We start from the raw sequence: 23,734 nt of genomic DNA, 5'->3' as shown, positions 1-23,734 counted from the left end.
ACAGTTAATTACTATTGAAATTAGCTATCGAGAGAATAACTGCAAAAATACAGCAATTTTAATAGAAAACGGCCGGGTTCAGCCAAGAATGATAAAAAAGATGTACTTTTACATGAATTCAAGAATATTACGAGTAATCGACCAAAAAGACTGTATAATCGCAGTTTTTTGGACAGGAATAACTTATTTCGAATTATGTCTTATGCGCTGACTAGTCGGTTTAAGGTTTGGTCTATGTGCTGAGCTAGATATAGAGCAGGATATAGAACTGAAATCGAATAACTCCGTCAAGCGCTAATTTTAGCTTTTGAGCCTGCAAAAATAACGTTTTTTCTCTTTCTCCATACTTTTCTCAAGAACAAATTGTTACTCTTATATTTCCAGCAATTTAGTAAATGTCTTATTCCGAAGTAGAGATGAAATTTTGCGAATATTTAACAAGTCAATACCTAATGGTAAAACCCTACCAAGCATGCTATCATCTTATTATCTTCGACAATTTTCGCTAAAATCATTGCCGTTCCATGCAGGTTAGGGGAGTGTCATCTTGTGTCTATCAAAACGAAACTAGCTTTGTGGATCTCCTTCATCGTAGCTATTATATTATCTTTAAATATATCTATTTATTACTACTCCTCCCGCACTGAGCTTCAAGCCAATGCAGAGCGTCAAATGGCTGCCATTGCCAAGCAAATCGGAACCAAAATAGAGGTTTCCCAGAAAGGGAAGCAGCTTCTAGAAGATATGGTTGGAGATAAACTTCGGATGGCAGCGATTGCGGCGCAAAATAAATTAGACCCGGATATTAACAAGGTGACCAATGATCAGTTGGTTCAACTTAGCCAAGCCTTGGGGATCGATCATATTACTCTCTGGAAGCAGCTCGACAATGATATCCTGGCTCTTAAATCATCCAATTCAAAGGAAATCAACCTCAGCTCCAAAACATGGGACTACTGGTATACAGCTTTTGGGCAGCTCTTTGCTGAAGGGAACGTCTCAATTCCTTATGGTCAAAAGCTGCCACATTACTGGTCAGGCCCCATTAACTTTGCTACTAGCGATCCTTCCGTTATAAATAAGTGGGGCTATTATTACGATGGAACTACGAATTATATGATTAATCCCTATTTAAATGCTCAAATGCTCCTGCAATTCGAGAAGAGCTTTGGGACAGATGCTTATTTGCATACCATGCTTCAGGATAACAGCAATATTCTGGAGATTACCGGATTCGATCCGCAATTTTTTGGCCAAAAACCTATTATAAAAATTAAAAACGGTATACCTGTCTACAATCTGGATGTTCGCGATGTTATATTCGGACAATACACCTTCCAACATGAAAATGATCTCAATCAAATTAAACAAGCCACGCAATCCGGCAGCATATTTACAATCAATGAGACTATTAACAACAGACAGGTTATCAAAAGCTTTATTCCTATAAACGGAACCAAGCCCTACGTTATTGGAATCACATTTGACCAAGGGGCTATCACCAATGTACTGGATAAACAACTGCTGCTGCATATCAGTATTTCTGTGGGGCTTATTCTAATTACTATGGTAGCGAGTTACTTCATAGCAGGCTTTATGCTGCGGTCCTTAAATCAAATCATCCGCAAAGTGACGGAAGTGTCCTCAGGTAATTTCGGTACCCAAATGACGGTTCACAGCGAAGATGAGCTAGGTCAGCTTGCTTCAAAGGTTAACACGATGTCCACTAATTTAAGCACGTATACCCAACAGTTAAAGGATACAGCCATAGAGCTGCAGGAGACCAAAGAGTATCTGGAATCGTTCGTCAACCACACCTCAGATGCCATTCACGTGATGGATTTACAAGGGAATGTGCTTCTGACTAACAAAGCGTTCGAGACGATATTCGGTTGGAGCGAGGAGGACACCGTTGGTAAACAAATCGAGCATATCCCTCCAAGCTATGAACATGAGTTCGAACGCATACGTCAATCCATCCTGCTAGGTGAGCCCATCGCGGATTACGAAACGGTTCGCAGCACAAAAGACGGAAGATATATCGATGTCAGCACCACCATATCTCCGATCCGTAATGGACAAGGGGACATTGTTGCCATTGCTTCGATCTCAAGAAATATTACTTTGCGTAAACAAACAGAAGAGCTGCTGCGCAAATCAGAAAAGCTTTCCGTTGTCGGCCAGCTCGCGGCCGGTGTTGCCCACGAGATTCGCAACCCGTTGACGACGATAAGAGGATTCGTCCAGCTGCAAAAAAACAGGGGGCCGCTCGCGACCAGCCATCTCGATATTATGCTGTCGGAGCTGGATCGAATTAATTTTATTGTCAGCGAGTTTTTAGTTTTGTCCAAGCCTCAAGCCAGCTTGTTTGAGCTGGGCGATGTTCAGGCTATCTTACGAGATATTGTTCTTTTGCTGGATTCACAAGCTAATTTGAATAATGTACAAATCGAAATGCAAGTAGAGGAGGACATTCCGAATATCTTCTGTGAGCCCAATCAGTTAAAGCAAGTTTTTGTGAATGTGCTTAAGAATGGTATGGAAGCCATGCCGGATGGTGGAAAACTCCTCATTCATATCGAATACAACCCTGCGGGCAGCGTTATTGTCCGTATCATCGATCAAGGCCACGGCATCTCAGAGGAAGATCTCCCACGGCTGGGCGAGCCCTTCTTTACAAATAAAGAATCCGGCAATGGCCTGGGACTCATGGTTAGTCAACGTATTATTGCCAATCATAAGGGGAGTCTCCTGATTCAAAGCGAGCTTGGGAAGGGAACCTGCGTGGAGATACACTTGCCGCTGTAATGCTGAAGGGAAGAACACCTATAGAAAAAAGAGGGTCAGGCATATTGCCTGCTCCTCTTTGTGGATCGATTGAAGTATTATAAGAAAAGCTTTTATTCGAAGCTCTCTCGAAGAAGATACATTCGTGTCTTAGCGGTTGCTTTTCTTGCAATATTAGAAAGGTGAACCTCCGGTTCAAACTTATACTTTAATATTATAAAAAAGTCATTTTATCACGATGAGGCGTTCTGGCAGTGGCTGCTGCTTCATCAGCCGGATAACCGATAAACAGAGTACCCACTACCTGCTTATTTTCAGGCGAGCCGATAAACTGATGCATACGTTCATCATGAACAAGACCTATTCCACGGGTTCTCCATACGAGCCCAAGCCCCAGCTCTCCTGCAGCAAGCCACATCGAATGAATCGCACATGCTGTAGCATACTCATTATCCTTGGATGAGGCACTGTCATTCGGAATAACATCCGAGGTAACCACAATAACCAAAGGCGTAGCCGTTAACACCTTCAACGATTCCTTCACCAGATTCGGTTTTGTAGGGAAACGTTCCTCCAAATATTGTAATGCCAGCGCTTCGTAGCGAAGCTTGGAATCTCCACGGATGATATAAAAATGCCAAGGCTCACGAAGTCGATCATTCGGCGCAAGTGTAGCCGCTTCAAGAAGAGCATGAATTTTCTCCTCTTCTACTTCAACCGGCTGAACATTTCTGACAGCTCTGCGCTGCTGCAAAATTTTTATAACAGACATGGGCAATAGCTCCTTTTTGTATAAAAGATTTAACGATTCGCTTTGTAGTCCAGACATTTAGTAACCCATCGCTGCACCAGCTCAGGCTCCGAGGCAAAATGAATATGCGTATAGCCCGCTATAAGATTGCCTTGTTCATTGCGGTAGCCTTCCTGCTTGGCTCCACGCATTCCCTTAGTCTCATAGGCATATGGATTCTCGGTATTTGGCAGCGGATGATAAGTGGAGTAGTGAAACTCATGCCCTTTTGCTTTATCTGTTGGACCCAGCAGGAAGTTTCCTTCCGTGCCGGTGATATCACGATATCCAAGTGCCGCTAATTTGGACTGCATTCGCACAAAGCCAGGGACAATTCCCAGCATGGGGAAGCTCTGACCCTTGGTGTCCTCGATAGCTTCCGTGAGATACATAAAGCCGCCGCATTCGGCTAGTGTTGGAAGCCCTTGCTGGATTGCGCTGCGGATCGACTCCTTGACGGTTTCATCTGCTGTTAAACGATCAGCAAATTCCTCAGGAAAGCCGCCGCCTAAGTATAGGCCATGAACCCCTTCGGGCAGTGATTCTCCAGCTAATGGAGAGAAAAAGACACATTCAGCGCCGTACGCTTCCAACAAATCAATATTTTCTTGATAATAAAAATTAAAAGCTGAATCTTTCGCTATGGCAATCTTGATTGCCTGACTGCCCCGATGACGGAACAAGCTGGAGCTGCCTGCATCTACATCAGGCAGACTCACGGCTGGGGATTCCGCCAGCTCCCAGATTCGCTGCACATCGATTGTAGCGGTGATAAGAGCAGACAGCCGATCAAAGAACGGCTGCAGCTCCCCGCGTTCCACCGATGGGACAAGACCCAGATGCCGCTCGGGCATCTGGATGTCGTCATTGCGCAGCAGGAATCCCACTACAGGGATTCCGCATTCCTGCTCGATGGCGTCGCGGACGATGCGGAAGTGGCTTTCACTTCCGCATCGGTTGGCTATGACGCCAACGATACGTGCGCGGGGTTCCAGCACCTGGAACCCTTTGACTATAGCAGCGGCGCTCCGCGCCATGCTCTGGCAGTTGACCACCAGCAGCACAGGAGCCTCCAGCAGCATGCTGATTTCCGCCGTGCTGCCTTCGTTGGTTTTCGGATTTTTACCGTCATAGAAGCCCATAACGCCTTCAATTATCGAAATATCTGCATCACGGCTGGCTCTCGTGTACAGCTCTTTTACTATATCGTGAGACAGCATATAGCTGTCGAGATTGCGTGAGATGCGGCCGGTAACCGCAGTATGGTAAGTCGGGTCGATATAATCGGGCCCGCATTTGAAGCCCTGCACCTGATGACCCATACTGCGAAGCGCTGCCATCAGCCCGATGGTCAGCGTAGTTTTACCAACACCGCTGCCTGTTCCGGCGATTACCATTTTTCTTACAGTCATTGGATTCTCCTTATAAGAGCTTAATTAAAGATATATCCTTTACCCTTTATTCAATAAATCGGCTTCTTATTCCCTTAAGTAAATGGAATGATAGCAACGGAAACCGTGACATTGCCGGATTTTTTCTTAACAAGCGCAAGCGTTGAAGCACCGGAGTAAAGCTTTGCAGCGGGCTCACTTACCGCGTACGCACCGGTGAATTTATAGACGGTATCCGATGGGTCATCGATAGGCACCTCGTTCAGCTGCTCCGGCGTATAAGTTTCGAAAGCCCAGCCATACTTTTGTACGACCGCGAGCAGACCCTCCTCGTCCTTTTTCAGGTCGATTGTGCAGAGTGCCTTCACGCTGCTCAGCGAAAACTTCAGCTCCGCCAGCGTTTCCGTAATCACAGCTTCGATCTCCTCGGCGGATGTACCGCGGTTGCAGCCTATTCCAAGGGCAAGCACCTTCGGCCGATACAGCACGCCGTTGGAGAGAATCGCTTCCTCATCAGGGGTCAGCACCCGGTGTGTGACCACAAGCGCTGCCTTCGGCTGTGAGGCAATCGCCTCGGCTACCGATGCGTAGACATGGATATTCGCAGGCAGCGGCGTATTATAAAGCCACCAGCCGGTTTCGCCCGACTCCTGCACGACGGCAACCTGCTCCTCGTTGACGACGGATGCGCTAACCGGAGTCAGCTTATCCGCCGATTCCCACACCCAGCCGAAGCGGCGGCCGAACAAATCAACGGCAATTGTCCCTTGCACATCAGAAGCCGTTGTGATGACCGCTCGGGCATTAAGGGCAGCTGCCACCTCACGTGTCAGCTCATTGGCACCGCCCAAATGTCCGGACAGCACGCTGATTACATGCTCCCCTTTATCGTCGATGACTACGATGCCGGGATCTTTCTTTTTATCCTCCAGTAAAGGAGCAATCATACGAATAACCGCACCCAATGAAATGATGATAATAAGACCTTTATACGCTGGAAATAACGCAGGAAATAACATTCGCACGCTTCCCTCGAACATTTGAATGCCGCGAGCCGCTTCATCTCCACGCTCGAATTTAGACATGTAATATAAATCCGAATGAGAGAAGGAGCTTTGCAGCTTTCTTGCCATCTCAACACCGTGCTTCGTAATAGCAATAATCGCATAATCGCCGCGTTGTTCAATAGATGGCATGACGCCTTCGCTCAGCCTAATCATGGTTTCACCCCTTTGCGGAAGCGGTGAGTAAATTCCTTATCATACAGCTTGGAACGGTATTCCTCGTTGCTGTGAATTTCAGGATCAAGCGCCCAGCCTGCCAAAATCATTGCATGAGAGCGGATGCCGTTCTCCTTCATATCTTTTTCGAGATTTGCAAGCGTTGTACGTATAATAAGCTGATCCGGCCAAGTCGCCCGCTGTACGACAGCAACCGGAGTATTCTCGCTCCATCCAGCATCTGTCAGCTCGGTGACAACCTTCCTCGTCAAGGTTGCACTTAGAAATAACGCAATTGTGCAGTGATGCGCAGCCAGGTCCTTCAGCTTCTCTAGCTCAGGTACCGGTGTCCGGCCTTCCGCACGGGTTAGAATCAGCGTCTGGGTTAACTCCGGAATAGTCAGCTCCGCTCCAACAGCCGCTGCCGAGGCGAATACCGAGCTCACGCCTGGAATGATTTCGTAGCCGATGCCTTCCTTTTTCAAAAGAGCAATCTGCTCCATGATCGCCCCGAACACAGCGGGATCTCCAGTGTGAACTCTCGCCACCATTTTGCCTTCCTTGACGCGATCCACCATCACCCGGACCATTTCCTCCAGATCCATCCCTGCGCTCTTCAAAATTTCAGCCTCAGGTTTAGCCTTTGCAATCAGCTCCTCATTAACCAAGGAATCCGTATACAACACAACGTCAGCCTCCTGCAAAATACGAAGGCCTTTTACCGTAATCAAATCAGGATCACCCGGACCCGCACCTATAATATAAATTTTCATTATTTTCTCACCACCATTAACGTAAGATATTCCAGCTCACGACCCTTAAGCTCCATAATATTGCGCCAAATCTCTTCCTCCGAGGAGGTAACCTTCGTCAGTACCGCTGCTTTATCCACCAATCCAAGATCACTTAGCACCCGTATCATCAGATCGATTACCTTGGCCACCTTGATGAAAACAATACAATCATGAGACTCAATCGCATGCCGCATCGTATCATAATCATCCGTTGCAGGGACAATGGCAATCTGCTCATCGCCATCAGCCATCGGGATGCCCAAACGGGATGCAGACGCATTGATCGAGGAGATACCCGGTATGGAAATTATATCCACCTCCGGATGACGTTCCTTCATCAGCCGCATCAAATGAATAAATGTGCTGTAAATCATCGGATCACCTTCGGTTACAAAAGCAACGTTCTTCCCCTGCCGAATATGCTCCCAGACGGAATCCACTGTCTTGTTCCACTGCATCTCCAAAGCTTCGCGGTCTCTGGTCATCGGGAAGGTCAGTCCGATCATTGTCTTTTCTTCCGTATTTACATAAAGCTCCGTAATAGCGAGCGCGTAGCTCTTGGCTCCCTTTTTTTTGCGAGGGTAGGCAATCACTGGCGATTCCTTCAAAATTCTAAAAGCTTTAACAGTAATCAATTCCGGGTCGCCTGGACCAACGCCCAAACCATATAAAACACCTAAATTACTCACCTGCCTTAGTCTCCTTTTCCCCAGTCATACTGCTGTCGGGCTTTTTATGCTGTGCCGTTATAATATAAATAGGATTCAAGCCTTCGAATCGGGTCATATCCAAAATAGGCTTGCTGCGCGATATTTGCGCCAAAGTAATGCTTGTAGCAAAGCCTTCCTCAGCGAACGTCCGGTTTGCTTCATATAAATTTTCTATAGTTGCCGCATTCAGCACAATTCTGCCGCCAGGCTGCAATCGACTGCAGCATATGTGAAGCAGCTCTTTCATTTCCCCTCCGGTGCCGCCAATGAACACGGCATTCGGGTCTGGAAAAGCTTCCAGCCCTTGAGGTGCACGCCCCTGAACAGCTGTAATATCCGTACGAAAACGATGCATATTTTCCAGGCAATTTTGTAGGTCGCCTTCATTTTTCTCAATGGCATACACTTCACCCTGACGCGCAATTCTCGCAGCTTCAATAGCAACAGAGCCTGTGCAGGTGCCGATGTCCCATACGATACTATTCGGCCGAAGCCCCAGCTGCGCAAGACTCAGCACACGGATTTCTTTTTTCGTGATTAAGCCTTTATCCGGCTTGCGCTGGGCAAACAGCTCGTCATCAATCCCAAGCGGCCAATCTGGCAGCGTGGAGGCTGCATCGGCTTTATGTTTAAGAATGACCACATTTAATGAGGAGAAGGCCCCCGCTTCCATGGCTGCCAACTCCTGCAATCCGTACCAGCCGGTGCGTTCTTCAGAACCATCCAAATTTTCTGCAACAAAAACCTCATATTCCGTCATGCCAAAAGAAAGCAAATAAGCTGCAATAGCCGCAGGATTATTAGTGTCGTCGGTTAATAAAGCTACCTTCCGCTTCCCATCTATACGCTGAGCCAGCCCTTTTATGCTTCGCCCATGAACACTGATGAGCTCAGCATCCTGCCAGCTTTCACCCATACGTGCAAAAGCCAATTGAATTGAGCTCAAATTAGGGTACACTTCAACCTCCAGCTTGGAGCTCAAATAACCGCCTATCCCATAAAATAACGGATCACCCGAAGCTAACACAACCGTTCTTCGCCCCTGCTCCGCTCCTGCCTTTAGTTGGGCTGCGAGCTCTTTCAAGCCGCCCTTCAGCACTACCTTCTCTCCCTGATACTCGGGAAAAAACTCGAGCTGACGCTCCCCGCCTACAAGCACCTCGCTTTGTGCTATCCAATCGAGATACAGCGGCAGTAAGCTGTCTCGGCCGTTATCTCCGATGCCTATGACCTTCGGCTTGCTGTTACTTGCCTTGCCACCACCCGGCACGTACTGTTGATTCATCCTGTCCATTCCCCCCACTCCACTACAAACGCTTAATCGCTTTATGACCGATCCCGGACACCGATCTCAGACAAATTAACAGGAAATCATGCAGCTAATTCAGCAGTTTTACGCTTCATTTTCTGTTTAGCTGGAAAAGCTCCCTCTAATTACACCAATTTCAGTCATTTCTCTATAAAAGCAGAAAATTACCAGGACGTTTTCCAGCTAATCTTCTATCTCAGCAAATTTATCTGAAATTAGCAGGAGATTTTCCTGTTATTTTTTTCTATTACTTTTTTTCCTCTTACTTTTCCGATTCCGAGTAGCACCCAAAAATTCCCATCATAAATTGCCTCGCCGACTGTTCCAATCCCTCACCAGCTCAAGCAGGTCTCTTATAACCAGCCCAGGAGTATTTTCCAACGCGCGAGAATCCCGGGTGCGCATTGCGGCATTGCATGGCGGTCAGTCGAACCCCATTCACTTGCAATATTTCGTTGGTCAGCCTTCAATTCGTGCGCTTCCCAGCAGGTTGGCCTTCATGGAAATAATTACGGTTTCGATTTCCATGCCGCCTCCGACTTCCCGTAGGCCAGCGTCACAGCAATAAGTACACAACAGCTCAAAAAAGTCGCTGTAGCCCCATTCCTGCATCCAATCGCCAACCAATGCGGCAGTATTGGCGCTAAGAATCGCATCTGCTTGCTCTTGGGATGCCCCTGCTTCTGTTGCAACCTGCCCCAGGAAACCGAAGTCTATGGGCGCGCTTTTGCTATGCACCATCATAACGCCCTGTGCTACCTTCGAGAATTTCCCCATCATTCCAACCAGAGTAACTTTTCGGATTCCTTGTCTTCTCGCTTGCTGGAGAGCAAAACCAATAAAATCCCCCATCTCGACAAACGCTTCCTCTGATAAATCCGGGTACATGTCCATCCCATACTTCTCAGTACGCCCACCTGTAGACAGCACCAAATGACTGCATCCGCAAGTAACCGCGACACGAATAGCTTGAGCGACGCTTGCTTTATAGGCAGAAGTGGAAAAAGGCACCACAGTGCCTCTTGTACCAAGGATCGAAATCCCACCAAGAATTCCAAGTCTTGCATTCAATGTCTTTTTGGCAATTTCCTCACCATCCGGCACGGAAATAACAACCCGAACTCCCCTGTCTAACCCATACTGGTTAAGTACAGCTTCTGCAGCTTGCCGAATCATTTTACGCGGAACAGGGTTAATGGCAGCTTCACCGACTGGCACGGGCAACCCCGGCTTCGTAACTCGGCCTACACCAACACCCCCATCAAGCTCGATGCCTGGCTCAGAACGCCAGCTGACCTCGGAAATAATTCTCGCTTTATGAGTTGCATCCGGGTCGTCGCCGCCATCCTTGATAATTTCTGCTTCTGCGCGCTCCGCTTCATATTCACAGCGAACAATTTCGAAAGTCACAATCTCTCCAATCGGTATTCGAATTGTCGCATGCAGCTGGCTCTCCTGCAGGATTAGCGCTGTTAGTGCCGCTTGCGTCGCCGCCGTCGCGCAGGAGCCTGTTGTATAACCATGCCGTAACGGCTTCTCTTCTTTGGCTGCGCTGTCTTCTGCTTGGTTTGATTTTTTTGGGTTTACAGCCTTATCAGACTTTTTGGGTTCGCTTGGTTCGCCTGGTTCGCTTGCATCGTCTAACTTTTTTGGTTCAATTGCATTATCTGACTTGCTTGGTTTACTTACCTCATTTGAAGACTTGCCTGACTCGATTGCTAAGTCCATATTCCCAGCTTTATCCGGATTGTCTGCCTTGCCCGTTTTATCAGCTGTCATAGCAGTTTACCCTAACCGTTCCGCCATTAAGGAAATAGCATTAACCGTTGCAACGGCAACCGGACTACCACCTTTGCGTCCGATATTCGTAATAAACGGAATGTCCAGTTTAGCCAGTTCTTCCTTCGACTCCGCTGCAGATACGAATCCAACGGGTACGCCGATCACCAGGCCAGGCTTAGCTGCGCCTTCCTTAACTAAGCGAATTAACTCCAGCAGCGCTGTCGGTGCGTTGCCGATTGCATAAATAGCGCCGTCGGATTCAAGGATCGCTTTGCGTATCGAAATGATAGCACGCGTCGTATTCAAGCGTTTAGCTTCCTCCATTACATCAGGGTCAGATATGTACACCTTAACGTCCCCGCCAAACTTGGCTAAACGCGGCTTGCTGATACCTACCTGTACCATTTGTACGTCTGCTACAATGGGTTTTCCAGCTCGAACCGCTTGAATCCCCGCTTGAATAGCATCTCTATGGAATACGAGACTGCGCCCCAGATCAAAATCAGCAGATGCATGAATAACCCGCTGAACGACAGGGTACTGCTCCTCTGTAAAAGGATGTTCGCCCAATTCGTCCGTAATCATACGGAAGCTTTCCTCCTCAATCTCTTGCGGTTGAACCGTCAATGGCTTAAACTCCGTACCAAAATCCATATTTTACGCCTCCTGTAGAAGTTCGTTTAATTTATTTACTACACTGTCGAAATCGCCAAAGTGCAAACCGTACTCCACTGACGGACGTCCGATAATGATAGATTTAATTCCCAGCTCCAGTGCCGACTCTAGCTTTTCATCCACCGCGCCGACCTTTCCGCTTTCCTTTGTAATCATCAATGTCACATTGTAATGTGAGTAAAGCGCCTTATTCAGCTCCTTGGAAAATGGCCCTTGCATCGCTACTATATTTTTTTGCTCAAGTCCGAGCTCTTCACATTTCTCCATATTATCCCTGCGCGGAAGCATCCGAGCAACCAACGTCGTGTCCGGCAGGCCAAGCAGTCGCTTGGCAAAAATGTGCAGCGTCTTGCTGCCCGTTGTCAGCATAACAACGCCTTTACGGGCTGCTGCCTGCTCTGCCGCTTGCTCATAATCATCTACGAATGTAATGAGCGGATGCCCTTCGATCGTCAAACGGTCGCGCTCATAGCGGATGTACGGCACTCCTGCTTCTTGAGCTGCGGCTATTGCATTTTTGGACGCTTCCTCGGCAAATGGATGCGTTGCGTCAACAATGGTACGGATCCCCTTCTCCCGTACCAATGCAGCAATAGCATCGGCAGTCAGACGTCCGATGAGTACCGGCAAGCCTGCTTCCTCCATCGATTTGGCAGCACTGTCAGTTACTACAGTAGTCAGCAAAGTATAGCCTGCCTGATGAATGCGCAACGCCAACTCGCGGGCATCACTAGTTCCGGCCATAACCAGTATCATGAAAGTCCCTCCTTGCGATTATTTAAGTACAGATGCAGTTTTATCGGTTGTAAAAAGCGTATTATTACTTTGATTTATTATTACCGGAGTCATGGGCGTGAACATGCTCATGCTCATGCTTGTGATCATGATCGTGATCGTGGTCGTGACTGTGGTCGTGACTGTGGTTATGATCATGATCGTGGTCGTGACTATGATCATGCTTGTGATCATGGCCGTGATCGTGACTGTGGTCGTGATCATGACTGTGGTCGTGACTGTGATCATGCTTGTGATCATGATCGTGATCGTGACGATGATCATGACTATGGTCGTGGTGATGGTCATCGTCATGGTGATGGTGATGATCGATATGCTCCATCGCTGCCAATCGATATTGGCACATGTCACAGTTCATTTTGGACTCACCCTGGACAGCTTCAAGAGCTCTCTCCTGCAAAATATTTTTCAATGTCGGATGGAAGCCGAAATAATCAGCCAGTGCAAATTCGAGCTCTGGATAACGCTCCGAGTACTGCTCTAACATGTTCTCCATCCTTTTAATTAATACACCTGTGAATAAGAAATAAGGTAAAATAATAACTCTGCGCGCCCCCAGCTTCAAGCATCGCTCTACACCTTCATCCATTAAAGGAGCCGTTACCCCGATAAATGCCGTTTCAACCCATTTTACCTTTAATTTTTCCCAAAATAGTCGGGAGATTTTAAACAAATCACTGTTTGCATCAGCATCGCTACTGCCCCGGCCAACTACAAGTACAGCTGTTTCCTCAAGACCTTGCTCCTGATTAAGCCCAAGTTCGTTCAAAGGACCTACAGATTCAAGTCTGGAAGTGAGAATATCGAGCACCTGCTGATGGACTCCAATGGGTCTGCCATATGTAAATTCAATAGCTGGGTAACGCAATTTAGCATCGTCTATCGCCGCAGGAATATGGATTTTGGCATGCCCCGCAGAAAATAATGTGATAGGGACAACCGCTATCCTTGACGCTCCTTGTCTGACGCATTTATCTATTCCTTGCATAATAGTTGGAGATTCAAACTCCAGGAAACAAGTCTCCACCATCAAATTCTCAAGTCCTTCAGCCACTGATCTTACAAAAACACGGATTTCCTCGTTCCCCTCCGCATCCTTGCTTCCATGTCCCACAAATAATACCGCGTTCATCCGCAAACTCCTCTCGTGTTACTGCATGCTAGCTTTAATCCCCGCAAATCGCATTTTCTATTGTAAAAGCAGGCATATCCTGATGACGGTAGCCTTCAAGTTCCTTCGCTCGTTTAAAAAATTTATGGAATCGTTCGTTCGGATGTCCTTCTTTAATAAACCGATGTACAATACGTTCAATCGTCTCCACCAAACGGTCAGGATCAATTCCTTCCGCTACAGGTTGCGCAGGATGTACATTGCGGCCTACGGTTTTCCCCCCCAGGAACAAATCGAACTTCCCTTTGCGATATACGATGCCGATATCTTCATTCACAGCCCCATAGCACGCCATTCCGCAGCCATTCAACCCGATCCGCAGCTCTTTCGGCACTTTCATGCCACCCAGCTTTTGCTGCAGTGATTCTGCATAGGGTATAGCCTCGCCCTTCTCTCCATTGCAAAAATCACAAGCTTTAATTTGCGCCACATCTCCGATTGGAGCCAAAAGAAACCCTTCGCCGCGCAGTCTTGCCGTAATTTCCTCAGGATTTTCCGTAGGTACACGCAAAATCATTTGATGATGCGGGGTATATTCCATCGACCCCTTCTCACCGACAACATCAGCCAATGTAATCATCTGCTTGGCTGTAAACTTCTTGTCGGCTACGCCCGGGCTAACCGCCAGCTCAAAAATCGACTGCTGCCGGAATAATCCGGCCAACGCAGCAGCTCCCCCAGCCGCAGCTTCAACGCTGCTGTCCACGGCTTCGCCCTTGCCGCGCGCCGCAAGCTGCAGCGCCTCCAGCGCCAGCAGCAGCGGCGTTGCAGCTGCTGAACCGCTTCCGCGTCCAGGCGCCGCTTCGCGCTCTGCTCCTACCGCTAGCGTACCGCCTGCGCTACCGAGCGTGGCCTCACGCTCCGCAGCAGCCACCGCTACCGCTCCGCTTCCGCGCCCAGGCGCCGCCTCGCGCTCTGCCCTTACCGCTAGCGTACCGCCTGCGCCACCGAGCGTAACCTCACGCTCCGCAGCAGCCACCGCTACCGCTCCGCTTCCGCGCTCCGGCGCTTTAACGACCGCCTCTGCCTCATCGGCATCGTCGTCCTCCTCAAAAGCCCAGTCCTCATCGCCGTCATCGACTGGCTCCGAGTCCCATTGCTGCAACGCCCAAGGCTCCGCCTCCTGCTGCAGCCGCTGATGCGGACGGAGCGGCTGTACATCCGCTCCCAAAGTATACTTGCGCTGATAACCGCGCGGTGTAATCATCAATCCATCGTACACTGTGGTAGAAGAGTTCCCGATGATAACCGTAGTGAGCATGCCGATATCATGATCAAGCATATCGCGCAAATTCGTCACCACTACATGCTCCCGCTCCCGGTAGGCGCTTTTCACAATCCCTACAGGTGTTTCCGGCGAACGGTACTTCAGCAATATTCGCTGCGTCTCTACAATTTGCCGGGTACGCCTGCCGCTGCGCGGATTATACAAAGCAATTACGAAATCGGCCTGACCTGCGGCATCGACACGTTTGGCAATAAGCTCCCATGGTGTCAAGTGATCGCTCAGACTAATGGTGCAGGCATCGTGCATGACAGGTGCTCCGAGCAATGAAGCAGAGGAGTTGATTGCTGAGATGCCCGGAATAATCTCAACTTCAACGCCACCCTCTCTACGCCAGCCTTGTTCCATCAACACCTCATACACAAGTCCGGCCATCCCGTACACACCTGCGTCACCACTGGAGATTACAGCAACCTTTTTCCCCGCTTCCGCCTGCCTTACCGCCTCTTGAGCACGACTAACCTCTTCAGTCATCCCTGTACGGACAATCGCCTGATCGGTCAACAGCCCGCGAATCAGGTCCACATAGGTGTTATAGCCAATAATTACCTCGCTCTCCTGGAGCGCTTCACGAGCCCGTTTGGTAATATGCTCAAAGCTTCCCGGCCCGAAGCCGATAATAAGCAATTTTCCCGCCATCCAACCCACATCCTTTCCTTAATTATATAATCATCTGGAACTGACAAGTCTTTTATATTCACACCGGCAGCAAATCTCTATTTCTTTTAGAGGCAGGTCAAAAAGTCCCCTTTTGTTCACGAAGTATCTCAGGAAGCTTGCATTCACCTTCGAAGTCCGGTGCTCATGTAGATACTACCCAAACTCCGCTCCTCCTTCTTCAGGTTCTTGCAAATTTCTTAATTTTAGATAAGCCCTCGGCACCTACGGACATCAGCTTGTAACGTTTTCAGAAACGACAAAAAAAGCATTTCCAACATATGTGTTAGAAATGCTTGGGCATCGCAGACCATAAAAAACACCGGACGATAACAGTGCCTTATTTACAAAAGGTAAGCGGATTTCTAACACCTCCCCAAATCCTCGTAGGTCAACAGTGTTTTCAAAGCAGGCAGGTCTCCTGACTTAGAACAGCATCCTCCGACTACCTTCCCGGATTATTGGCCCTATGGGCTCCAGTGGCAACATTATCGGAACATGTACCGAATCATTCGAATCGGTGTTCTTACAGTGGCGGGTCCGTGCCGGATTCTCACCGGCTTCCCTATTAAGCTGTAGAAGAAAAACTGTCTACATACAGCACCTCTTTTAATAAAATATTGAGTTGTCCAGTGCAATCATATCATTCAAGACAAAGCTTTGTCTATAACACTATGAAGCTATGGGAGGACAACTCGCATTATGTATTTTATTTGGCATGATGCGGCTGCTGGCAGCTCAGGCTTTTTGCCGGCGAAGCGAAGGCTCTGTTGAATTCCAGACATCAGGGTATTGTAGTGAGAGAGGCTCCGTCTTGCTCGTATGATCCATGCGGTTCCACTGCTCATATTTTTCAATTGGAATATTAAGCTGCTTCAGAATTAAGCGGATATCTAGACTCGTCTTTGTTCGTTCCATTGGCTTCTCCACTCTCCATCTTTGAATTACTTAATGATAAGAATCTTTTAGACACTATTATAACGAACGCACATAAAAAAAAGTGTCACTTGATGGGATTGGTTTAAACTTAATTGCTATTATTTTTGTCGAAACTTTAACCGATCACAATTACATAATTGTCCGTCCCATTAGGAAAAAATTAGCGTAAATCATCCTATTTCCTTATGTACAGCCACTTCTTGCAGTTTGCTCAACAGCTCTATATAGAGTATTTTTTTCCAAATCAAGCACCCTTATCTCTTAAACATTCGGACCCTTCTGTAGTTTCGTCAAGCTTCCACAAAAGGGATAGTTAATATATCGACATAATTCCCCCATTGCGCCCCATGTTTATTGATTAGAATGCAAAAAGTAATGTATAATTAGTGATAAGATTACCTTATAGGTTAGGAGGTACAACGTGAACTTCGGTAATCGAATCGTCGAGCTTCGTAATGAAAAAAAGCTGACTCAGGAAGAACTAGCGCGCAAATTAGAAATTACCCGTGCCTCGCTTTCCCATTATGAAAATAACCGCAGAGAGCCCGACCATGAAACAACGCAAAAGCTGGCCAACTTCTTCAACGTATCTGTTGATTATTTATTGAGTCGAACCAAGGATCCCAAAGCGTCTGTGTACCTCGAAACCAGTGCGTTCACTGACAGTCTGGAGTTATCCGATCAGGAAATTTTGAAAAGATTCAATTTAACTATTGACGGTAAAGCATTAACTATAGAAGAAGCGCGACGTTTCATTGCATTTATTCGTGCGGAACGATCCATGGGTTAACTATCTTTTTACAAAACCAAACAAGAGGCTGTTCCTGCTAATGGGGATTAGCCTTTTTTTCATTTGTCAGTTGCCTAACTTTTTAGAAAAATGATTGAAATTCAAGTCATTTCATGCGAGAATATATTGATACAAAAAGTATCATTTTTCATAAAAAAACTAAGACTATCCACTTTATTGATACACAAGGTATCATAATGAACCAATTAGATATTGCTCAAATGGGGGTCATATCAAGCGATGAAAAGGATCGGAAAGAGGGGGATTTTCATTCTCAGTAATAAAGATATCCAAACCTTTGTGAAACGGTTGGCATTTTCGGATGATCACCTATTAGAGGAGTTTACTCTCACACTGGATGGTCGCGAGCTAAGCCACGAGGATGCCAGAAAGTTCATAGCTTTTATTCGTGCAGAACGTTCTTTAAACAGAACCTGATTATTTCCTCATATTTCTGCATTCGCTGCTTATGTTATACGGTATAATGGTGAGGAAACTATCACCCGCCGGAGGAATGTACGAATGAGGAAAATCTCGCTGCTAGTTGCCTCTTTGTTTGCTGCTTATATTGTGTACATTGTACAGTCCCATCTTAATACAGATTCGGTTCCATTGATTAGTCCACTGATGGAAGCCGAACCCATTGCGGTTAGTGCAGCTACTCAAACGTTAGCTTGGTGGGATCAACAACTGGCGGATACGGTGAGTAAAAACGAATGGCGTGCCGCGGCCGATTTGGTCAGCCGCAAAGCCGCTTATCATAGAAGCGTAAATGAGCTGGAGCAAGCCATTGCGGCTGATCAGCTAAGCAATCAATACTTGGCTCGCGATTCCTCCTCTGCAGTGTCGACTGCTTTCGAGCCAACAGTGGCTGAACTGCAGGCGGTTACGCTAGAGCCTTACGTTAGCGTCCCATCAGCAGCGTCCCCTACGCCTGCCAAATTCGAGCCTCAATCCGGTGTTTACTTAGGTATGCTTGGGGCAGATAAACGCGTTGCGTTTAATATGAACAACATTGAATCCGTCTATGGCCGCAAGCACGCGATTTACTTATCCTATGTCGGATGGAGGAAAGTTCAAACCAATCCTACCTCCTATTTCCCGGTAAAAACAGCTGAAACGGTAAAAGCATTGGGCGGCGCCTTACAAATCGGTTGGGAGCCTCGATATGGACTGGACGATGTGCAAGACGATGAATATGTGAGAACCTTCGCTCGAGAAGCCAAGGCATCCGGTATTCCAGTATTTCTTCGCTACGCTTCGGAAATGAATGGAGCTTGGGTACCATGGCACGGTGATCCAAAGAAATACATTGAGAAATTCCGCCTCATCCATAACATTATGAAAGAAGAAGCGCCGAATGTCGTTATGGTTTGGTCGCCAAATTTCATGCCTATGGACAATATCGATGACTATTATCCTGGTGACGAGTACGTTGATTGGATCGGCTACTCACTCTATGCAGTTGGAGGCCCTGGGGATACAGTCAATGACAAGAGCGGATTCCTTCAATCGTTTCAACCGCTCAGCGGCAAATTTCCCGGCAAACCTATTATGATCTCGGAAGGAGCCGTCTCGCATTATAATTTGACGACCAACCAAAGCTACGAACGTTGGGCCGAAGGACAGCTTGGGGACCTCTATGGTTATTTAGCCCGGATGTATCCTCGGGTAAAAGCTATCACTTATTTTAACTTCGGCAAGGAACGTGCCATTCGCAGCAAGATGGATGCGGTTTACGATCTTGGAGAGAACCCTTTTGCAGACCTGCTCTACAGGAGATCCATCCAAGACGACCTATTCTTGAGCCGCGTTGAAGAGGGTGCTCGTACCAATGAAAATGTGAACTACATTCCATGGTCCCAAGCTTCAAAGCTGCAGGGCAAGCATACGGTATTTACCCATGTATCAATGCCTCAGAGCAAGCATCCGTTTGCTATCGCCTATTATCAGGACGGTAAGCAACTGGGCATAACGTACGAGCTGCCTTGGGAGATGGAGCTTGATTTTTCCAAGCTTGATCCATCCCAGCCGCTGGCTATCACCGCTTTTAACCGAAGCATGGAAAAGCTTGCGGAAGCGAGCATCCCCTTGCCCAAATAAACAAGCACAAAAAAACCTCTCATCCCGTGGAAAAAGCGGAAGGAGAGGTTTTTTTAATTATTATTTCCATAAACGCTTTTCAAAATAGCATTTGACGCATTCGAAGGCAAGCCATGCTGCAGCATCATTAATCATCCGGTTCGTCTGCTCCTGTTCCTTCTGAACCTTCTGTTCAAACTGGTTCTCAAACGTATCCCGTATATAATTACGTGTCTCCTTAACTAAGGCTACATAGGATGAATAGTCGAATAAATAATCATCTACCCTGTCGTGGCTTTGATTTAAAACCCAGGCCGATTTGCTATCGGGAATATGATAGGTTTCCTTCAATAAATCGTTAACTCCATCCAAAATACGAGTGTACTCAGCATCCGTTACTAAATCCTGTACCGTAGTCGTCATACGATCCGTCTCCTTTTGGATAATCACATCATTGTGAACGCTGCTCCCCCATACTGTCCTTTCACAACATGGTGCTAATGGAATGGATTACCGTTTCTGCCTGGAGCGGCGTTACTCATAGAATAACAAATTTCAATGGTGTACAGTTATATTTGATTGTGTCAAAATAGTACTGTGTTGCGATGTTTTTATATCATTGGGAGAGGATGCGGTTATTTTGCTGTTGGCACAATTTCAGCTGGATAAAAACCCGTTTTATCTTCAATATAGAAATTACTGCGAGGAGTACATTGGATTCTACCATTACCATCAAGGCATCGAATTGCTGATCGTTCACCGTGGCCGGGGCCATGCGGTATTAAATCAAAAGATGTATACCCTCGAAGCAGGCAGCATTCTGTGCCTTCAGCCGTTCCAGCTGCATAGGGTACATTTTGAAGTGAGCAAAGATTGTCCTTATGAACGCTCTGTGCTTAAATTTGAGCCTACTGTCTTGGTAGCATATATAAAAATGTTCCCTGCTGTAAATCGATTTTTCGAGCATTTATGGAAAGGCACTCTTACTAATCAAGTGATTACCGCAGATGAATCCGACGAAGCATTTATTCTGCAAATTCTCAGCCACTTCTTCGACAAACACCTAAGCCAGTCCGACACAGAGTATTACGAGGCTGCATCGCTGATGACCATACAAATATTAGACCGAATCCGCAGATTATGGCATGAAAATGCACTTACAGAAAATGCTCCCATCCGCTCTGAACGTCACTCCGAGAAAATCATGCAATGGATTGAAATGAATTATACGGCTCCTTTTGATCTCGATATATTGGCCAAAGAACTGCATTTATCCAAGCATCATGTCTCTCATCTATTCAGCTCCGAAACCGGCAGCAGTATCACCGATTATCTCATGTCGCGTCGGATCCGTCAGGCATGCTGGCTGCTAAACACAGAAACAACCCCAATTGAGCAAGTTGGAGTTAGTGTAGGAATTCCTAATTTTTCGTATTTTTGCAGATTATTTAAAAAGATTACCGGATTTTCGCCTCTTCAATACCGCACTCATTCATTTATGCAGAAATAAGCGCTCTTGTGGTAAATGAGGCAGCTTTAGGCAATAAGGGATTTAGAGCTACCTGAGGGAACTCTGCGGAAAAATCTAAAGTGAGCTTGCGTGGGGAATTTGATGGAAGAAGTACTGGATTCGGATGACTAAAGCATTGAGTATGCCTTTATTAAAAGACTAAGAGGCTCGACCGCAACCATAAAGCGCCTCAACGAGCATCCAGTATTCACCTGTGTTGGAAGCTCTATTCTATGTAATACCTATACCTCATGTCCAGACAGACCGTACAGCCCTATTCAGGGTATGGGACTACTGCTTGGACATGATTAGCGTGCCGTTTAGTGCTTGTTATTTTTAGCTAATTCGCATTCCATTGTGCAGGAGCATAAAGCTTTCTGAACCGAACACCAGGAACGTTTGGCATAATAAATCGGAACATCCTGTTCCTTGGCTTGTTGTTTAATTACTTTAGTCAAATTGTGATTGATATAGTCGGTCAGCACCAGCACGGCATTGATCCGGTCGGGAATACCTTTACGAACCATCTGGCATTTACGTCCTGACATATGCATAACCTCATCAAAACCTATATTAGCTAATTGCTCTGGCATATTTCCTAAATGATCGGCCCCTACTACCAAAATCGCCGGCATGTACATTCCTCCTAAGGGTTTCGCTATATCGAAACCAGCATCGTAAGCTTTCTCCATGTTCCGCTTTAACGGAACCAGTATCATAAGCTAGTTATGACTGCTTGCAAATGTTACTTACACTTTAAATGATAATGGTTATCATTATCATTGTCAAGAACTGCTTTTTATTATGTCCGAAATAATACAAAAAGCACCCTGCTCCTGGACGAGATTTAGACATAATCTCTCCCTACTGTAGAAGGATGCTCTTTTTTCAGTATGATTATTGGTCTGTCGGCTTATACATCAAATAAGGATAGAGTAAAACCAAACCTATTAAATAGACTAGAAATGCAAAATAAGCCGGTAGAAGATGGATGAAATCTGTATAGTTAATATGCCAATGAACACTGAAGCCTGCAATAAAGCCAGGCATGCCGCCGATCAAAAAAGCCCACCACAACCAGCGCCGGCCCTGGTTCACCCCCCATAGCGCCGCAGTTAATATAGATAAAGCACTGGCGAATAACGCTCCGCCGAAGCCAGCCCTATCATGGGCAATCAGAGGAAGCAGCCTTTCATTAATCGCTTGCAGCATTTCAGGTGAGGCGCATAAATAGGCCAGATCCTGCGGGACAAATACCTTCGTTATCCCAACGAGGGCAATAACTATACCTCCGATAGCCAGTGAGAAGCCCAGAACAACAAACATCAGCTGCCCCCATTGTGCTTGCTTCCAGAGCCGGTCATTCAACACATTCGGACGATCATAGGAGGGCAGCTCCACATTTCTTCGCATTGACAGTATGAACATAGGCAGCAGAATAGCCGCGGCCAGTGCGTGAAGCGGATCAAAGTAACCATAGCCCAAATATAGAAAAAAACTGCTGAACCCGAACAAACAGGAGGTCATAAGCGCTGTTTTGGCCCAGTGAAGCCCCTTGCGAAGACCATGTCGGGATAACTGAAAGTACATGACACCAATGGATATCATCGTTCCGGCTAAAGTAACCCGATCATGAGACATAAATTGGAGCACGAATGGATTGGCTTCTTCCAGTGCGGAGACAGCCATGCCAAGAAAAGAAACATCGTAAGGAAGGACGACACTCGTTGCCGCTATAATCCAGGCCAGTAAGCCGCCGATTATCATGCCGATTCCCAGCAGGCACATCCAACCCCAGTTAAACCAGAAGGATGGACTTTCAGGCGGCTGCGTATTTTTGATCTGCTCATAGATCACAGCTTCATTGATCCGTTTCGGAAGTCCCGGGCCTGCATACACCAAGCCGCTATGCAGCTGGACATAGGTAGCTCCCGCCTGTCTTAGATCAAGCGCATCCTGCGGCTCATGAACACCTCCAGTTGCAATAACGGGCAGATGTTGACCCCATAATCGGCGTATGAGAGCCACCTTATCCATGCATAGCGGTTTGCTCTCTTTTCCAGTCACATACCCTTCTATCGTTTTGCGCATGTCCCCTATGACGATCCCGCTCCATCTATCGATGCGGAGCAAGCTCAGCAACTTGTGCAGCTCTTCGTTGGGGTAATCGAGCGGGATATACAGAAGCATCGGCTTCGGGTCTGAAAGCGAATCTCCAACCCTCAGAACCGCTTCTAAATATGTGGCGGTCTGTTCTGCCGCTCCATTCGTGCTGCTGTGAAGCTCAATATAAAATGCGGAAGCATATGGCGAAAGCTTCTCCATAAGCAGCCGCTGCTCCTCCAGGGCTTCCTCTAGCAGCAATTCAGGCGCGCTTCTAATGCGAAACATTAGCGGAAGTGTATGTCCCTGATTCTTTCGCATCGCTTGTATAGTGGAGTCCAGCCCTTCATTAACGCTATCATCAGGGTAGAGGATCGCTTCCTTCTCCACAACACGCAGGATTTGTTGGTCTGAAGCCGATTGTTGTATAGTAATCGGCCCAATCTCGATAAAACCGAAGCCGAACTGCGCTAAAGCTCTATGTGCAGTTCCCCGAGTATCTAAGCCTCCTGATAGCCCTACAGGATATTTTAGCGTTATCCCTGACAGCTTTGTTTCCAAGATAGGCTCGGTTTCCATATGTCCCAACGTCCGGATCACAAAGCTTCCGCTTGGAAGCCGACTTAAGGCACCCATTGCATTCAACGTAAAATCACGTGCAAGCTTCGATGGCAGTTGAAACAAGACAGGGCGAAATAATGTTTGATAGGACCAATCCGGCATGCTCAACACCTCAAAACTATAAAATATTATTATAAAAGTTAACGAGTACAAACTTGATTAGTCGCAGTATATTAATTTAATGGTATTCCACAGACAGCGTGGTTATCCTTTTTTTCCAGCTAAGGATTAATCACGACGGCATCTAGCAATGGACCCATGAGTAGCTGGAAAACCTCCAGCTATTATAGTGCAAAATCGGTCCAACGGGTCAAGTAACGGGC

At 47.0% G+C, this 23,734-nt stretch carries 20 protein-coding genes and 1 riboswitch; of the genes, 5 read left to right on the top strand and 15 right to left on the bottom strand.

Features of this window, described 5'->3' with window-relative positions:
- Positions 1–549 precede the first annotated feature (549 nt).
- Positions 550–2,808, top strand: a complete 2,259-nt coding sequence (locus ACFQ0C_RS06005) for a PAS domain S-box protein (protein WP_379364896.1) — start codon at positions 550–552, stop codon at positions 2,806–2,808.
- 193 nt (positions 2,809–3,001) lie between these two features.
- On the opposite strand, the gene ACFQ0C_RS06000 is transcribed toward ACFQ0C_RS06005, so the two are convergent.
- The 12 genes from ACFQ0C_RS06000 to ACFQ0C_RS05945 all read right to left on the bottom strand — a co-directional run bounded on the left by ACFQ0C_RS06000 (position 3,002) and on the right by ACFQ0C_RS05945 (position 16,284).
- Complete coding sequence (locus ACFQ0C_RS06000; protein WP_258212977.1) at positions 3,002–3,559, bottom strand: nitroreductase family protein; 558 nt, start codon at positions 3,557–3,559, stop codon at positions 3,002–3,004.
- Between the two features lie 29 nt (positions 3,560–3,588).
- Positions 3,589–4,989: a cobyrinic acid a,c-diamide synthase CobB gene (locus ACFQ0C_RS05995; RefSeq protein WP_379364893.1), complete on the bottom strand. Its 1,401-nt coding sequence runs from the start codon at positions 4,987–4,989 to the stop codon at positions 3,589–3,591.
- 74 nt (positions 4,990–5,063) lie between these two features.
- Positions 5,064–6,188 carry a cobalt-precorrin 5A hydrolase gene (locus ACFQ0C_RS05990; RefSeq protein ID WP_379364891.1) on the bottom strand — a complete coding sequence of 375 codons (1,125 nt, stop codon included), beginning with the start codon at positions 6,186–6,188 and terminating at the stop codon, positions 5,064–5,066.
- Positions 6,185–6,961, bottom strand: coding sequence for a precorrin-4 C(11)-methyltransferase (gene cobM, locus ACFQ0C_RS05985; RefSeq protein ID WP_379364889.1), 777 nt, complete (start codon positions 6,959–6,961; stop codon positions 6,185–6,187). The genes ACFQ0C_RS05990 and cobM overlap by 4 nt, the downstream gene beginning before the upstream one ends.
- On the bottom strand, positions 6,961–7,671 hold the full coding sequence (gene cobI / locus ACFQ0C_RS05980) for a precorrin-2 C(20)-methyltransferase (RefSeq protein ID WP_258212973.1): 711 nt from the start codon (positions 7,669–7,671) through the stop codon (positions 6,961–6,963). The genes cobM and cobI overlap by 1 nt, the downstream gene beginning before the upstream one ends.
- Positions 7,664–8,977 (bottom strand): precorrin-6y C5,15-methyltransferase (decarboxylating) subunit CbiE, encoded by a 1,314-nt coding sequence (gene cbiE / locus ACFQ0C_RS05975; RefSeq protein ID WP_379364886.1) that lies wholly within the window; start codon positions 8,975–8,977, stop codon positions 7,664–7,666. Before cbiE ends, cobI begins: the two co-directional genes overlap by 8 nt.
- 483 nt (positions 8,978–9,460) lie before the next feature.
- Complete coding sequence (locus ACFQ0C_RS05970) at positions 9,461–10,780, bottom strand: cobalt-precorrin-5B (C(1))-methyltransferase (protein WP_379364884.1); 1,320 nt, start codon at positions 10,778–10,780, stop codon at positions 9,461–9,463.
- Between the two features lie 6 nt (positions 10,781–10,786).
- Positions 10,787–11,437 carry a precorrin-8X methylmutase gene (locus ACFQ0C_RS05965; RefSeq protein WP_379364882.1) on the bottom strand — a complete coding sequence of 217 codons (651 nt, stop codon included), beginning with the start codon at positions 11,435–11,437 and terminating at the stop codon, positions 10,787–10,789.
- 3 nt (positions 11,438–11,440) lie between these two features.
- Positions 11,441–12,214: a precorrin-6A reductase gene (gene cobK / locus ACFQ0C_RS05960; protein WP_379364880.1), complete on the bottom strand. Its 774-nt coding sequence runs from the start codon at positions 12,212–12,214 to the stop codon at positions 11,441–11,443.
- Positions 12,215–12,278: 64 nt separating this feature from the next.
- On the bottom strand, positions 12,279–13,385 hold the full coding sequence (locus tag ACFQ0C_RS05955; RefSeq protein WP_379364878.1) for a sirohydrochlorin chelatase: 1,107 nt from the start codon (positions 13,383–13,385) through the stop codon (positions 12,279–12,281).
- A 34-nt stretch (positions 13,386–13,419) separates the two neighbouring features.
- Complete coding sequence (gene cobJ, locus ACFQ0C_RS05950; protein WP_379364876.1) at positions 13,420–15,348, bottom strand: precorrin-3B C(17)-methyltransferase; 1,929 nt, start codon at positions 15,346–15,348, stop codon at positions 13,420–13,422.
- Positions 15,349–15,760: 412 nt separating this feature from the next.
- Positions 15,761–15,989: riboswitch (cobalamin riboswitch) on the bottom strand.
- 115 nt (positions 15,990–16,104) lie between these two features.
- The gene (locus ACFQ0C_RS05945; protein WP_379364874.1) at positions 16,105–16,284 is read right to left on the bottom strand and encodes a hypothetical protein; all 180 of its coding nucleotides are present in this window, start codon (positions 16,282–16,284) and stop codon (positions 16,105–16,107) included.
- A 442-nt stretch (positions 16,285–16,726) separates the two neighbouring features.
- On the opposite strand from ACFQ0C_RS05945, the gene ACFQ0C_RS05940 reads away from it, so the two are divergent.
- The 3 genes from ACFQ0C_RS05940 (at position 16,727) to ACFQ0C_RS05930 (ending at position 19,198) form a co-directional block, all read left to right on the top strand.
- Positions 16,727–17,095 carry a helix-turn-helix domain-containing protein gene (locus ACFQ0C_RS05940; RefSeq protein WP_258212965.1) on the top strand — a complete coding sequence of 123 codons (369 nt, stop codon included), beginning with the start codon at positions 16,727–16,729 and terminating at the stop codon, positions 17,093–17,095.
- A 240-nt stretch (positions 17,096–17,335) separates the two neighbouring features.
- Positions 17,336–17,533, top strand: a complete 198-nt coding sequence (locus tag ACFQ0C_RS05935; RefSeq protein WP_379364871.1) for a hypothetical protein — start codon at positions 17,336–17,338, stop codon at positions 17,531–17,533.
- 84 nt (positions 17,534–17,617) lie between these two features.
- The gene (locus ACFQ0C_RS05930; RefSeq protein WP_379364869.1) at positions 17,618–19,198 is read left to right on the top strand and encodes a glycoside hydrolase family 26 protein; all 1,581 of its coding nucleotides are present in this window, start codon (positions 17,618–17,620) and stop codon (positions 19,196–19,198) included.
- 60 nt (positions 19,199–19,258) lie between these two features.
- On the opposite strand, the gene ACFQ0C_RS05925 is transcribed toward ACFQ0C_RS05930, so the two are convergent.
- Positions 19,259–19,600, bottom strand: a complete 342-nt coding sequence (locus ACFQ0C_RS05925) for a hypothetical protein (RefSeq protein ID WP_379364867.1) — start codon at positions 19,598–19,600, stop codon at positions 19,259–19,261.
- Positions 19,601–19,817: 217 nt separating this feature from the next.
- On the opposite strand from ACFQ0C_RS05925, the gene ACFQ0C_RS05920 reads away from it, so the two are divergent.
- Entirely contained in the window at positions 19,818–20,687 is an 870-nt protein-coding gene (locus ACFQ0C_RS05920) for a helix-turn-helix domain-containing protein (protein WP_379364865.1), read from the top strand.
- Between the two features lie 320 nt (positions 20,688–21,007).
- On the opposite strand, the gene ACFQ0C_RS05915 is transcribed toward ACFQ0C_RS05920, so the two are convergent.
- Both ACFQ0C_RS05915 and ACFQ0C_RS05910 read right to left on the bottom strand, forming a co-directional pair.
- Positions 21,008–21,322, bottom strand: coding sequence for a DUF2325 domain-containing protein (locus tag ACFQ0C_RS05915; RefSeq protein ID WP_258212960.1), 315 nt, complete (start codon positions 21,320–21,322; stop codon positions 21,008–21,010).
- A gap of 262 nt (positions 21,323–21,584) precedes the next feature.
- Positions 21,585–23,513, bottom strand: coding sequence for a dihydroorotate dehydrogenase (locus tag ACFQ0C_RS05910; protein ID WP_379364863.1), 1,929 nt, complete (start codon positions 23,511–23,513; stop codon positions 21,585–21,587).
- Positions 23,514–23,734: the final 221 nt, after the last annotated feature.

Origin of the sequence: Paenibacillus sp. GCM10027630 (genome assembly GCF_042676305.1) — a bacterium.
In the GTDB taxonomy this organism is placed as follows: domain Bacteria; phylum Bacillota; class Bacilli; order Paenibacillales; family NBRC-103111; genus Paenibacillus_S.
Note: the sequence above shows the minus strand (reverse complement) of the source record. Positions and strands in the feature narration are given on the sequence as shown.

Bases quoted from the DNA above. Each gene is read 5' to 3' on its own strand.
- ACFQ0C_RS06000 (WP_258212977.1), bottom strand. From the start codon at position 3,559: ATGTCTGTTATAAAAATTTTGCAGCAGCGCAGAGCTGTCAGAAATGTT.
- ACFQ0C_RS05995 (WP_379364893.1), bottom strand. From the start codon at position 4,989: ATGACTGTAAGAAAAATGGTAATCGCCGGAACAGGCAGCGGTGTTGGT.
- ACFQ0C_RS05990 (WP_379364891.1), bottom strand. From the start codon at position 6,188: ATGATTAGGCTGAGCGAAGGCGTCATGCCATCTATTGAACAACGCGGC.
- cobM (WP_379364889.1), bottom strand. From the start codon at position 6,961: ATGAAAATTTATATTATAGGTGCGGGTCCGGGTGATCCTGATTTGATT.
- cbiE (WP_379364886.1), bottom strand. From the start codon at position 8,977: ATGAATCAACAGTACGTGCCGGGTGGTGGCAAGGCAAGTAACAGCAAG.
- ACFQ0C_RS05970 (WP_379364884.1), bottom strand. From the start codon at position 10,780: ATGACAGCTGATAAAACGGGCAAGGCAGACAATCCGGATAAAGCTGGG.
- ACFQ0C_RS05965 (WP_379364882.1), bottom strand. From the start codon at position 11,437: ATGGATTTTGGTACGGAGTTTAAGCCATTGACGGTTCAACCGCAAGAG.
- cobK (WP_379364880.1), bottom strand. From the start codon at position 12,214: ATGATACTGGTTATGGCCGGAACTAGTGATGCCCGCGAGTTGGCGTTG.
- ACFQ0C_RS05955 (WP_379364878.1), bottom strand. From the start codon at position 13,385: ATGAACGCGGTATTATTTGTGGGACATGGAAGCAAGGATGCGGAGGGG.
- cobJ (WP_379364876.1), bottom strand. From the start codon at position 15,348: ATGGCGGGAAAATTGCTTATTATCGGCTTCGGGCCGGGAAGCTTTGAG.
- ACFQ0C_RS05945 (WP_379364874.1), bottom strand. From the start codon at position 16,284: ATGGAACGAACAAAGACGAGTCTAGATATCCGCTTAATTCTGAAGCAG.
- ACFQ0C_RS05935 (WP_379364871.1), top strand. From the start codon at position 17,336: ATGAAAAGGATCGGAAAGAGGGGGATTTTCATTCTCAGTAATAAAGAT.
- ACFQ0C_RS05930 (WP_379364869.1), top strand. From the start codon at position 17,618: ATGAGGAAAATCTCGCTGCTAGTTGCCTCTTTGTTTGCTGCTTATATT.
- ACFQ0C_RS05925 (WP_379364867.1), bottom strand. From the start codon at position 19,600: ATGACGACTACGGTACAGGATTTAGTAACGGATGCTGAGTACACTCGT.
- ACFQ0C_RS05915 (WP_258212960.1), bottom strand. From the start codon at position 21,322: ATGCCGGCGATTTTGGTAGTAGGGGCCGATCATTTAGGAAATATGCCA.
- ACFQ0C_RS05910 (WP_379364863.1), bottom strand. From the start codon at position 23,513: ATGCCGGATTGGTCCTATCAAACATTATTTCGCCCTGTCTTGTTTCAA.